Source organism: Nesterenkonia populi, from assembly GCF_007994735.1.
Lineage (GTDB): Bacteria > Actinomycetota > Actinomycetes > Actinomycetales > Micrococcaceae > Nesterenkonia > Nesterenkonia populi.
In genome coordinates this window covers 2,147,436-2,159,675 of the sequence record NZ_VOIL01000001.1, presented here as the reverse complement: position 1 = coordinate 2,159,675, position 12,240 = coordinate 2,147,436, and the positions used below count along the sequence as shown (strand labels likewise).

Sequence of the window (12,240 nt, the reverse complement as noted above, 5' to 3'; positions counted from 1 at the left end):
CCGGCGTCCGTGCGACGCTGGGGGTTCTGCGCATATGCGCCCAGGCTGACCATGTGCCCACGGCGAACAGCCCCGGCACCTGTCGGACGGCATCGTCCTCGTGGGCTAGTGTTCAGTCACGAGAATGACAGCAGACCACAGTGGAGGTACCCCAGTGTCTGAGTTCCCCACCGCCCAGAGCGTGGCTCCGGAATCCCAGGACAACTACATCTATAACCGTCTCCTCAAGGAGCGGATCATCTGGCTGGGCTCTGACGTCCGCGATGACAACGCCAACGCCATCTGCTCCCAGATGCTGCTGCTCTCCGCCGAGGACCCCGAGCGGGACATCTATCTCTACATCAACTCCCCGGGCGGTTCGGTGACAGCCGGCATGGCCATCTACGACACCATGCAGTTCATCCCCAACGACGTGGTCACCGTCGCCACCGGCCTGGCAGCCTCCATGGGACAGTTCCTGCTGTCCTCGGGCTCCCCCGGAAAGCGCTTCGCCACCCCGCACGCTCGGATCCTGATGCACCAGCCCTCCGGCGGCATCGGCGGCACCGAGTCTGACGTGCGAATTCAGGCCGAGCTCATCCAGCACATGAAGCAGGTCATGGCCGAGCTGACCGCCGAGCAGACCGGCCAGTCCGTGGACACCATCCTGGCGGACAACGCTCGCGACAAGTGGTTCACCGCACAGGAGGGCCTTGAGTACGGCTTCTTCGACAAGATCGCCCAGCGCTCCTCGACCGTCTCCGGCGGCGGGGGAGTCTGAGAGAACGACGACGGAACTTTAGGAGCACCAGAATGAACTTCGACTTTTCTCAGACCGCACCCCAGATGCCCTCCTCCCGGTACATCATGCCGCAGTTCGAGGAGCGCACCCCCTACGGGTTCAAGCGCCAGGACCCCTACGCGAAGCTCTTCGAGGAGCGGATCGTGTTCCTGGGCACCCAAGTCGATGACGCCTCCGCCGACGACATCATGGCCCAGCTGCTTGTGCTGGAGTCCATGGACTCGGAGCGTGACATCACCCTCTACATCAACTCCCCGGGCGGCTCCTTCACCGCAATGACTGCCATCTACGACACGATGCAGTACATCCGCCCCCATGTGCAGACCGTCTGCCTGGGCCAGGCCGCCTCCGCAGCTGCCGTGCTGCTGGCCGCCGGCACCCAGGGCAAGCGGTACGCGCTGCCCAACGGCCGTGTCCTCATTCACCAGCCCGCCACCGGCGGGACCCGCGGCACCGCCACCGACCTGGGCATCCAGGCGGACGAGATCCGCAGGATCCGCACCTGGATGGAGGAGGTACTGGCCCACCACACCAACCGCACCGCGGAGCAGGTCAGCGAAGACATCGACCGGGACAAGTTCCTCTCCGCCGAAGGGGCCAAGGAGTATGGCCTGGTGGACGACGTGCTCTCCTCCCGGAAGCTCCCGTCCTGATGTGATTCGGCCCCGCCGAGGCGGGAGCAGCTCTCGGCCGCGTTGCCGCGGCCTTCACGACCTGAAGGGTTAGGCTGGAGACTATGGCACGAATTGGTGAGAGCAACGACCTGCTCAAGTGCTCCTTCTGCGGAAAGAACCAGAAGCAGGTCCGCTACAAGCTCATCGGCGGCCCCGGCGTCTACATCTGTGACGAGTGCATCGAGCTCTGCAATGAGATCATCGAGGAGCATCTCAACGAGGTCCAGGAGACCGACAGCTTCGAGCTGCCTACGCCGAAGCAGATCTACGCCTACCTTGACGAGTACGTGGTCGGCCAGCACAAGGCCAAGAAGACCCTCGCAGTAGCGGTCCACAACCACTACAAGCGCGTCCAGATCACCGGCAGCGCCTCCAAGACGGCGAGCATCACTCAGGGCGAGTACGACGATGTCGAGATCGGCAAGTCCAACATCCTGATGGTGGGCCCCACCGGCTCAGGCAAGACCTACCTGGCCCAGTCCCTGGCACGAAAGCTGCAGGTTCCTTTCATCGTCGCCGACGCCACCAGCCTCACTGAGGCCGGCTACGTGGGCGAGGACGTGGAGAACATCCTGCTGAAGCTCATCCAGGCCGCTGACGGGGACGTCAAGAAGGCTGAGCAGGGCATCGTCTACATCGATGAGATCGACAAGATCTCCCGGAAGTCGGAGAACCCCTCCATCACCCGGGACGTCTCGGGCGAGGGTGTGCAGCAGGCGCTCCTGAAGATCCTGGAGGGAACCACCGCCCAGGTGGCTCCGCAGGGCGGGCGCAAGCACCCCAACCAGGAGTACATCCAGATCGACACCTCGAACGTGCTGTTCATCGTCTCGGGCGCCTTCGCCGGTCTGGAGGAGATCATCGAGTCCCGGTCCGGCAAGAAGGGCCTGGGCTTCGGCACGCCGCTGTCCACCATCACCAGGGATGAGATCACCTACGGGGACCTGGAGCCGGAGGACCTGCACAAGTTCGGCCTGATCCCTGAGTTCATCGGTCGTCTGCCGGTGGTCGCCACCGTGGAGGAGCTGGACTCGGAGGCGCTGGTGGACATCCTCACCAAGCCGAAGAACGCCCTCGTCAAGCAGTACCAGAAGATCTTCTCCCTCGAGGATGTGGAGCTGGAGTTCGACGAGGGGGCCATCCGCGCCATCGTCGGCCAGGCTGAGGCCAGGGGGACCGGGGCCCGCGGGCTGCGCAGCATTCTCGAGACAGTGCTCAACCCGGTGATGTTCGATCTCCCGGACCGGGACGACGTCGCCTCCATCACCATCACCGAGGAGGTCGTCGCCGAGGCGGCCGAGCCGCTGACGCTGACGCGTTCGGAGACCAAGAAGCTCCGCAGGAAGTCCGCCTGACCCTATCCGCCTGACCTGACGAACGGAGTCATCACTCGCATGAGCAGCATCCCTGAGGACCTGAAGTACAGCTCCGAGCACGAGTGGGTCGGGGCGCCCAACGACGACAACGTGGTGCGGATCGGCATCACCGACTTCGCCCAGGACGCCCTCGGCGAAGTCGTCTATGTGGAGCACCCTGAGGTCGGCGCCGCCGTGGCTCCGGGAGATGTGGTCGGCGAGGTGGAGTCGACCAAATCTGTCTCAGACATCTATGCCCCCGTCGCCGGTGAGATCGTCACGGTGAACACTGCCCTGGACGATGAGCCCCAGGCCATCAATGCTGCCCCCTACGAGGGAGGCTGGCTCTTCGAGATCCGCCTCGCGGAGGATTCCGGCTACGGGAACCTCCTTTCCGCTGAGCAGTATTCTCAGAACGCCGGCTGAGCGACCGCCGTCGGGCGGACCGAGGGGGGCAAGGTTCAACTTGCTCCCCACTCCTGGCTTAACCTGCGCGCGCGTCTGTTATATAGTTGTGACCTGGCCATTGACGCGCACAACCATCACGAGGAGGGCAGTGTGGAACAGGCAAGCCCCCAGCAGGCGCACGGACGGCGGTACGGCAACGGCGAGACGACGTCCATCTCCCTGCCTCCGACAACCACCGGCAGTCTGGAGGCCTACCTCTCCGACGTCGACAGCCGGGCCCTCAGCGCTCTGCCGCCGGGCTCCGCTCTGCTGATCGCCCACAGCGGCGCCAACCAGGGTGCACGGTTCCTCCTCGATGCGGACGTCACCACGGTGGGCCGGCACCCCGAGGCGGAGATCCTCCTCGATGACGTGACTGTCTCCCGCCGGCACGTGCGCTTCCATAAGACAGCTGAGGGGTTTGTGCTGGAGGACCTCGGCAGCCTCAACGGCACCTACGTCAACCACAACCGCGTGGACAAGCACCTGCTGAAGCCCCGCGACGTGGTTCAGATCGGCAAGTTCCGTCTGACCTTCTACGCTTCCGCCAAATAACTCGGCATCAAATAACTGCTAAAACTCCCTACGGGCGTTAGTCTGATTCATGGCTTCACCTTCCCCTGAGCCTGAAAGAGGATACGCAGTGAGCGCACGCCCTGCTCGCACGCCGAAACAGGCGGCCAAGAGCGAGAGTACGAACACCAGCACGCCCGCAGAAGCACACGTCTTCACCATCTCTGAGGTGCTGCGCGAGCTGCAGAACGAATATCCCGACCTCTCAGCCTCCAAGCTGCGCTTCCTCGAGGAGCGGGACCTGGTGGAGCCCGCCCGCACCGACTCCGGTTACCGCAAATACTCTGCCTCCGATGTCGAGCGTCTCCGCTTCATCCTGGCCCTCCAGCGGGACCGCTACATGCCGCTGGACGTCATCAAAGAGACGATGGACGCCATCGACCGCGGCGAGAAGCCCGAGGCGCTGCCCGAGCATGCGCCGGTCGGCCCGCGCGATGTCACCGACGAAGTGGCAGGACAGATCAGCGGGCGGATGCGGCCCATGAGCCGCAAAGAGCTCCGTGCGCTCTCCGGGGCGACCCGCGGGATGCTGGACACGCTCGAGAAGTTCCGCATTATCGCCGCGGACGAGCAGGGGAACTACAGCCATCACGACCTCAAAGCCGTCAAGGCGGTCCGGCTGCTCGCCCGCTACGGCCTGGAGCCCAAGCACCTGGTGAGCATCCGACGTTCTGCGGACTCTGAGCTGGACCTCATTGCACGAGCCATGGCGCCGCACGCCGCCCGCAAGGACGCGGCCGCTCGAGCCCGCGTCGCTGAGTCCTCCAAGGAGATGCTGCAGTCCCTGAAGGACCTGCGCTCCTCGATTATGGATTCTGCCGTCGAAAACATCGACAAGGGCTGACTGTCTCCACCTAGACTGGGGGAATGGAGGACCGGCCGAGCGACCAGGTGCTGATGGATGTGGTGGGCGTCCGCGTTGAGCTGCCGTCCAACCAGCCCGTGATCATCCTCCATGCCGCGGACCGAGCCGCCGAAGGCCGCCAGCATGTTGCTGTTGTCGTGGGGCCCGCGGAGGCGGCTGCCGTTGCACGCGCTCTGCAGGGCGAGATCCCGCCCCGACCCATGACCCATGACCTGCTCGCCAATGTGCTGGAGACGCTCGGCGGAGGAGTGGCCCGTGTGGAGATCAGCCTCATGGACTCGGCGACCTACCGGGGCACCCTCACGCTCGGCTCCGGGAAGGCGCTCGATGCCCGCGCCTCGGATGCCATAGCGGTCGCGGTCCGCGCCAAATGCCCCCTGACGATGCAGCGGTCCACGCTGCGCACGGTCGCCGTGACTCCCCGCCGCAGCGGCGGGGAGGAGGCCGTGACCGGCCCGGGGGTCAACCACGAGGCCGAGTCGGTGCTGAACAAGTCCCCGATCTCGGAGGATGAGATCGCGGAGTTCCAGAAGTTCCTCGACGAGGCCGATCCGGATGACTTCGGCGGCACAGGCGGCGCAGATCCCAACTCGTAGACAACACGCGCAGGCGCAAGCCGACCTCCAGCAGCCTGCGCGCCGCTACACTGAGATGCAAGATCGAAGACTTCCCCCTCGATACGTCATGAGAAGGTGACCGGTGAGCCTGCACTTCAGCGCCGAGACTCAGAAGACCCGCCAGCGGGCTGCACCGCAGGACCCGCTGTTCGACGACGGCTTCCCGAACCTCGACGAGGAGATGGGCTACCGCGGCCCGATCGCATGCTCGGCCGCCGGCATCACCTATCGTCAGCTGGACTACTGGGCCCGCACCAAGCTGGTGCAGCCGTCCCTGCGGAACGCCTCCGGCTCAGGCTCTGCCCGGCTGTACTCCTTCCGGGACATTCTCGTCCTCAAGGTGGTCAAACGGCTTCTGGACACCGGGGTCTCCCTGCAGCAGATCCGGGCGGCGATCGAGCACCTGCGGGAACGGGGAGTCGAGGACCTGGCACAGATCACCCTGATGTCCGACGGCGCCTCCGTGTACGAGTGCACCTCCCAGGATGAGGTGATCGACCTGGTCCAGGGCGGCCAGGGCGTCTTCGGCATTGCTGTGGGCCGCGTGTGGCGCGAGGTGGAGGGAACTCTCGCCGAGCTTCCCCGCGAACGCACCGAGGCTGAGGATGACACCCCGGCCGTCCAGCCGGACGTGGTCTTCGACGGCACTGACGAGCTGGCGCAGCTGCGCGCCCGCAAAGCCTCCTGAGCCTCTGGCCGAACGCCTGAACGGCGGCTGCCGGTCAGCTCACTTTGATGAGCTGGCGGAGGAGCTCATCAAAGCTCTTCGCCATGTCCCGGACCTGGTCCGAGGGCCATTGGTGCACGGGGTAGGCGGCGCCCTGGATCTGCTGCCAGAACGGGTTCTCCTCCAGGACGGGGAGGATCATCTTATCGGCGTAGAGCCGCTCCATCTCGAGCAGCCGGTACTCGTGCTCGATCGAGTCGGCACGTGCACGGTTCACGACCACCCCGGCCTGGGTGAGCTGGGGAGCGTACTCGTTGGAGAACATGCGGATGGCCCTCATGGTGCGTTCGGTGCCTGCCACGGAGAACAGGCTGGGCTCGGCCACCAGCAGCACCTGATTGGAGGCGCCCCAGGCGATGCGGGTGAGCCCGGAGAGCGAGGGCGGGCAGTCGACGAGGACGAGGTCATAGCCTTCGAGCCGGTCCACCAGCGTCTTCAGCCGCTTCATGTCCCGGGGCTTGATGTCGGGTCGGTCGAAGGTCGCTGAGATCGCGGAGCCGGCGACGACGTCGAGCACGGCGCCCTCCTGGCGGTCCTCAGGAAGGAGCTCCACCCATCCGGAGGGGATGGTGTGCTGGGCGATATCAGCTCGGCGGTGGTCGCGCAGCAGGAGTCCGGCCTCTTTGCCGGTGCCGCGGGTGACGGCGAGCCCGGTGGTGGCGTCGGCGTGCGGATCGAGGTCGATGACCAGCGTCTTGACCCCCGCGTTGAGGGCGGCCGAGGCCAGGCCCATGGTGACCGAGGTCTTGCCGACCCCGCCTTTCAAACTGGAGACGCTTAAGATCTGCACCCGTCCATCCTAAGACGCGACGTGCCCCCACGGTGCAACCATGGGGGCACGTCGGAGAGTCGCTCCTCCGGCCAGCGGGGGCTCCCCGCCGCCAGAGGCTCCAGGAGTTCGCGGAGGCGGATGTCAGGAGGCGTCTGAGGGAACCTGCATCTCGCCCATCTCCTCCCAGCCGTCGGCATCGATGGGGCGGGAGATGATCTTGGGGGTGGCGGCCAGGGCCTTGAACATCTCGCCCTCGGAGCTGGTGGCCTTCCGGAAGTGGTCGGAGGTGACGTGGGCTTCGGCGGCGTCGTCATCGAAGCCCTCGACGAGCACGTACTCCGTGGGGTCCTCGAGGCTGCGGGACCACTCGAAGAACTTGTTGCCGGGCTCGGCACGGGTGGCCTCGGTGAACTCCCGGGTGATCTCGGGCCACTGGTCGGCGTACTCGGCGCGGACCGGGAACTTAACAACAATCAGTATCACGAGGTCTTTCCTTCTGTAGCTTCCATAGGGAGGGGTGCTTGCCGCACACAGCAACCCTAAGAAAATGATGATCATTCCGGAAGCCGGACGGACCTAGGATGGGGCCCATGGCGACATTGCGACCCGACCTGGCGATCATCGGCTCCGGCTCCGGAAACTCCCTCATCACCCCGTTCTGGGATGACAAGAAGGTGGTGCTGGCGGACAAGGGGGTCGGTGCCGCGGGGGCATTCGGCGGGACCTGCCTGAACGTGGGGTGCATCCCCACCAAGATGTACGTGCGGCCTTCGGCGCTGGCCCGGTCCCCGGAGGAGGCCGCTCAAGTGGGCGTGACCCTGGGGGAGCCTGAGGCTGACTGGCCGGCGATCCGGGACCGGATCTTCGCCCGCATCGATGCGATCTCCGAGGGCGGGCGCGAGTACCGGGAGGGCCTGGACAACGTTGATCTTATTCAGGAGAAGGTGACGCTCACGGGGCATAAGACTTTCCGCTCAGAGTTCACCGGCACGGAGGCCGAGGCTGAGCAGCTGGTGATCGCCGCGGGCTCCCGCCCCGCCGTCCCCCAGGTCCCGGGGATTGATCTGCCGCAGGTTCACACCTCGGACACGGTGATGCGGCTGGAGGACCTGCCGGCCCGGATCCTCATCGTGGGCGGGGGCTACATCGCATGCGAGTTCGCGGGGATCTTCTCTGGGCTGGGCAGCGAGGTCATTCAGATCAACCGCAGCCGCGGGCTGATGAACCAGCTCGATGAGGAGATCGCCCAGGCATACTCTGCGGAGGCGGAGAAGAACTGGACAGTGAAGTACCAGCGCACCTTGGCGTCCCTGGAGGCCCACGATCCCAGTTCCGACGTGGGCGGGGTGACCGCGCATGTTGTCACCTCGGACGGCCGGTCGGAGCATTACGACGTCGACTGCGTGCTGGTCGCCACCGGCCGGGTCCCCAACACAGACCTGATCGGTGCGGCCGAGGCAGGTTTGGACCTGCACGAGGACGGCCGCCTCGCCGTGGACCGTCACCAGCGGGTGCTGGCCGGAGGCAAGCCGGTGGAGGGAGTGTACGCGGTCGGCGACATCTGCTCGGCGGCCATGCTGAAGCACGTGGCCAACCACGAGGCGCGCGTCGTCGCCCATAATCTGGAGAATCCGGGAGACCTCCGGCAGGTCAGGGCGGAGGCGGTGCCCTCAGCGATCTTCTCCTATCCGGAGATCGCCCAGGTGGGGCTGACCGAAGAGGAGGCGGCTGAGCAGATCGGGCGCGAGAACCTCACCGCCAAGACCCAGAAGTACGGGGACACCGCCTACGGATGGGCGATGGAGGACACCTACGGGATCGCGAAGGTCATCGCGGACCGCCGCAGCGGCGAGATCCTCGGCGCCCACGTGATGGGCTACCAGTCCTCCAACCTGATCCAGCCGGTGGTTCAGGCGATGAGCTTCGGGCTTGACGCCTATACCGCGGCCCGCGGGCAGTTCTGGATCCACCCGGCGCTGATGGAGGTCATCGAGAACGCGCTCCTGGGTCTCGAGGTCCCCATCCCAGACGGCGCGCCCCTCTAGGAACAACTGCGCCGCCGGAAGAGTTGGCTACCGGAAGAGACACCTTCATCCCCTCGAAAGGACACTTCTCATGGCAGAGCGCGTTGACTTCTGGTTCGATCCTCTGTGCCCCTTCGCCTGGGTCACCTCCCGCTGGATCCTCGAGGTCGAGAAGGTCCGCGACATCCAGGTTCACTGGAACGTGATGAGCCTGGGCGTCCTCAACGAGCATAAGAGCCCCAGCCCCGCCGAGGACTCCGAGCAGCTCGCCAGGTGGCTGCCTGCCCGCGCTGCCACCGCAGTCAAGCTCGCCTACGGCGAGGAGAAGGTCGGCGAGTACTACACCGCGGCCGGGACCGAGATCCACCGCAGCGGCAACAAGGACTTCGAGTCCGCCGCAGCCAAGGCCCTGGAGGCCATCGGCGCCGACGCCTCCATTCTGGAGGACGCCAAGACCGACAAGAACGACGAGCAGATGCGCGCCTCCCATGAGGAAGGCATCTCCAAGGTGGGCCAGGACGTCGGCACCCCCATCGTCGCGTTCAAGGGCACCGCGTTCTTCGGCCCGGTCATCACTCGCGTCCCCGAGGGTGAGGAGGCCGGCAAGGTGTTCGACGGCGCGGTTGCGCTTGCTGAGTACCCCTACTTCTTCGAGCTGAAGCGCAGCCGCACCGAGTCCCCCCAGGTCTGAGCCTGCGTGCCCCTGGGCGGGTGCGCAGGGACCGGCTCGCACGTCTGATGCTGTGGTCTCTCACGCGGGGATGCGTCCTGCGTGAGAGACTGAGGATCATGTCTGAGAACTTCCTGGGCACGGACTCGCCCATCGCCCCCGCTGTCCCTGAGAAGCCCGCGCTGGAAGGCCTGGAGGCCAAGCTGAATGAGGCGTGGCAGGCCGAGAGGCTCTACCACTTCGATGAGTCGGCCAGCCGTGAGCAGGTCTACTCAATCGATACGCCGCCGCCGACGGCCTCGGGCTCTCTGCACGTGGGGCACATGTTCTCCTACACGCAGACGGACGTGGTGGCCCGTTTCCAGCGGATGCGGGGCAAGAAGGTGTTCTACCCGTTGGGCTGGGACGACAACGGCCTGCCCACTGAGCGCCGGGTGCAGAACTACTACGGAGTGCGGTGCGACCCTTCGCAGCCGTACGAGCCGGATTACACCCCGCCTGAGAAGCCCGCGAAGAATCAGCGGGACTGGGATGCGATCAGCCGTCGGAACTTCATCGAGCTCTGCGAGAAGCTCACCGTCGAGGACGAGAAGGTCTTTGAGGACCTGTTCACCCGACTGGGCCTGTCTGTGGACTGGCGGCAGACCTACCGCACCATCGACGACGACTCGCGCGCGGCCAGCCAGCGCGCATTCCTGCGGGATGTGAACTCCGGCAACGCGTACACCGCTGAGGCCCCCACCCTGTGGGACATCACCTTCCGCACCGCAGTGGCGCAGGCTGAGCTGGAGGCCAAGGAGCGTCCGGGGGCCTACCACCGCTTTCCCTTCACCACCCCTGAGGGTGAGGAGGTCTTCATTGAGACCACCCGCCCGGAGCTGCTGCCCTCCTGCGTGGCTCTGGTCGCCCACCCTGAGGATGAGCGCTACCAGGGGCTCTTCGGCACCACGGTGACCTCCCCGCTGTTCGGCGTGGAGGTGGAAGTGAAGGCCCACCGGCTGGCGGACCCTGAGAAGGGCTCAGGCATCGCGATGATCTGCACCTTCGGAGACATGACTGATGTCACCTGGTGGCGTGAGCTGCAGCTTCCCGCCCGGGCTCTGATCGGCCGTGACGGTCGTTTCGGCCGGGAGGTCCCGGACTGGATCATCTCCGCGGAGGGGCAGGAGCGCTATGAGCAACTGGCCGGCAAGACGGTGCACTCCGCCAAGGAGGCTGTGCTCGAGATGCTGCGGGAGCAGGGCCTGCTCGACGGCGAGCCGAAGCAGATCACTCACGCGGTCCATTTCTACGAGAAGGGCGATAAGCCCCTCGAGGTGGTCACGTCCCGCCAGTGGTACATCCGCAACGGTGGCCGTGACGCTGAGCGCCGGGACGAGCTGGTCCAGCGCGGCCAGCAGATGGACTGGCACCCCGGCTTCATGCGCTCCCGGTACGAGAACTGGGTGGAGGGCCTCAACGGCGACTGGCTGATCTCCCGCCAGCGATTCTTCGGGGTTCCGATCCCCGTCTGGTACCGCTTGGATGATGAGGGTGAGCCGGATTATGACGTTCCGATCCTGCCGAGCGAGGACCAGCTTCCGGTTGACCCGTCGTCGGACGCCGCTCCTGGGCTCACCGAGGACATGCGCGGCGTGCCGGGCGGCTTCGTCGGCGAGCAGGACGTGCTGGACACGTGGGCGACGTCGTCGCTGACCCCGCAGATCGCGGGCAAGTGGGAGCGGGACAACGAATTCTTCACCTCGGTCTTCCCGTATGACCTGCGGCCGCAGGGTCATGACATCATCCGCACCTGGCTGTTCTCCACTGTGGTGCGTGCACACTCTCTGCACGAGTCGGTGCCGTGGGAGAATACTGCGATTTCCGGGTGGATCCTGGATCCGGACCGTAAGAAGATGTCCAAGTCCAAGGGCAACGTGGTGGTTCCGGACGAGATCCTTGAGCGTTTCGGCACTGACGCGGTCCGGTATTGGGCGGCGAGCGCCAAGCTCGGTGCGGACACTGCGTATGAGGAGGGGCAGTTCAAGATCGGTCGCCGTCTGGCGATCAAGCTGCTGAACGCCTCGAAGTTCGCGTTCGGGATGGGCGTCACGGAGGAGCACATCGTCTATGATGCTGCCTCCGCGGCTGCGGTGACACAGCCTTTGGACAGGGCGCTGCTGGATCGGCTGCAGAAGCTCGTGGAGGATGCCACGGCCCGCTTCGAGGAGTACGACTACGCCCGGGCATTGCAGATGACGGAGAGCTTCTTCTGGCAGTTCACCGACGATTATGTGGAGCTGGTGAAGGACCGTGCCTACGGCGGCCAGGGTGAGGAGGCGCAGGCGTCGGTCCGCGCGACCCTTGCGACCACCCTGGATACGGTCCTGCGTCTGTTTGCTCCGGTTCTGCCGTTCGCGACGGATGAGGTGTGGCGATGGTGGCGTGCCGGCTCGGTGCACGCCGCTGAGTGGCCCGCTGCAGACGGCTTGGAGGCCGCAGCTGGCGAAGCCGAGACCCTCAGCGCGGTGGCGGATGCACTGGCGGCGGTGCGCCGCGGGAAGTCTGAGGCTCAGGTGAAGCAGCGCACCCCGATCACGGCTGGCACACTGGTGCTTCCCCCGGCGCAGCTGCCCCGGGTGGAGTCTGCCGTGGAGGACCTGAAGTCCGCCGCCAAGGCGGAGCAGCTGATCCTGGCCGCCGGGGGAGAGTCCCCGGAGCTCACTCAGGCGGAGTACGCCGCCCCCGAGGGGTAG

At 65.8% G+C, this 12,240-nt stretch carries 13 protein-coding genes; 11 read left to right on the top strand and 2 right to left on the bottom strand.

The window, feature by feature from the left end; all coding sequences use genetic code 11:
• Positions 1-154 precede the first annotated feature (154 nt).
• The 8 genes from FWJ47_RS10010 to FWJ47_RS09975 all read left to right on the top strand — a co-directional run bounded on the left by FWJ47_RS10010 (position 155) and on the right by FWJ47_RS09975 (position 6,000).
• Complete coding sequence (locus FWJ47_RS10010) at positions 155-760, top strand: ATP-dependent Clp protease proteolytic subunit (RefSeq protein WP_211358995.1); 606 nt, start codon at positions 155-157, stop codon at positions 758-760.
• 32 nt (positions 761-792) lie between these two features.
• Positions 793-1,434 (top strand): ATP-dependent Clp protease proteolytic subunit, encoded by a 642-nt coding sequence (locus FWJ47_RS10005; RefSeq protein ID WP_147107642.1) that lies wholly within the window; start codon positions 793-795, stop codon positions 1,432-1,434.
• Positions 1,435-1,517: 83 nt separating this feature from the next.
• The gene (gene clpX / locus FWJ47_RS10000; RefSeq protein ID WP_147107637.1) at positions 1,518-2,810 is read left to right on the top strand and encodes an ATP-dependent Clp protease ATP-binding subunit ClpX; all 1,293 of its coding nucleotides are present in this window, start codon (positions 1,518-1,520) and stop codon (positions 2,808-2,810) included.
• 39 nt (positions 2,811-2,849) lie between these two features.
• Entirely contained in the window at positions 2,850-3,236 is a 387-nt protein-coding gene (gcvH, locus tag FWJ47_RS09995) for a glycine cleavage system protein GcvH (RefSeq protein WP_147107634.1), read from the top strand.
• Positions 3,237-3,368: 132 nt separating this feature from the next.
• Complete coding sequence (locus FWJ47_RS09990) at positions 3,369-3,812, top strand: FHA domain-containing protein (protein WP_147107631.1); 444 nt, start codon at positions 3,369-3,371, stop codon at positions 3,810-3,812.
• Positions 3,813-3,900: 88 nt separating this feature from the next.
• Complete coding sequence (gene ftsR, locus FWJ47_RS09985) at positions 3,901-4,674, top strand: transcriptional regulator FtsR (RefSeq protein ID WP_246126260.1); 774 nt, start codon at positions 3,901-3,903, stop codon at positions 4,672-4,674.
• Between the two features lie 23 nt (positions 4,675-4,697).
• On the top strand, positions 4,698-5,291 hold the full coding sequence (locus tag FWJ47_RS09980; protein WP_147107626.1) for a bifunctional nuclease family protein: 594 nt from the start codon (positions 4,698-4,700) through the stop codon (positions 5,289-5,291).
• 103 nt (positions 5,292-5,394) lie between these two features.
• Positions 5,395-6,000, top strand: a complete 606-nt coding sequence (locus FWJ47_RS09975; protein ID WP_425466000.1) for a MerR family transcriptional regulator — start codon at positions 5,395-5,397, stop codon at positions 5,998-6,000.
• A 34-nt stretch (positions 6,001-6,034) separates the two neighbouring features.
• Here the strand turns inward: FWJ47_RS09975 and FWJ47_RS09970 are convergent, their stop codons facing one another.
• Both FWJ47_RS09970 and FWJ47_RS09965 read right to left on the bottom strand, forming a co-directional pair.
• Complete coding sequence (locus tag FWJ47_RS09970; protein ID WP_147107624.1) at positions 6,035-6,829, bottom strand: ParA family protein; 795 nt, start codon at positions 6,827-6,829, stop codon at positions 6,035-6,037.
• A gap of 123 nt (positions 6,830-6,952) precedes the next feature.
• On the bottom strand, positions 6,953-7,294 hold the full coding sequence (locus tag FWJ47_RS09965; protein WP_147107621.1) for a putative quinol monooxygenase: 342 nt from the start codon (positions 7,292-7,294) through the stop codon (positions 6,953-6,955).
• Positions 7,295-7,401: 107 nt separating this feature from the next.
• Between FWJ47_RS09965 and FWJ47_RS09960 the strand changes: the two genes are divergently transcribed.
• From FWJ47_RS09960 to valS, 3 genes are all read left to right on the top strand, one after another.
• The gene (locus FWJ47_RS09960) at positions 7,402-8,856 is read left to right on the top strand and encodes a mycothione reductase (RefSeq protein ID WP_147107618.1); all 1,455 of its coding nucleotides are present in this window, start codon (positions 7,402-7,404) and stop codon (positions 8,854-8,856) included.
• A gap of 70 nt (positions 8,857-8,926) precedes the next feature.
• Positions 8,927-9,526 (top strand): mycothiol-dependent nitroreductase Rv2466c family protein, encoded by a 600-nt coding sequence (locus FWJ47_RS09955; RefSeq protein ID WP_147107615.1) that lies wholly within the window; start codon positions 8,927-8,929, stop codon positions 9,524-9,526.
• A gap of 98 nt (positions 9,527-9,624) precedes the next feature.
• Positions 9,625-12,240 carry a valine--tRNA ligase gene (valS, locus tag FWJ47_RS09950; RefSeq protein WP_147107612.1) on the top strand — a complete coding sequence of 872 codons (2,616 nt, stop codon included), beginning with the start codon at positions 9,625-9,627 and terminating at the stop codon, positions 12,238-12,240.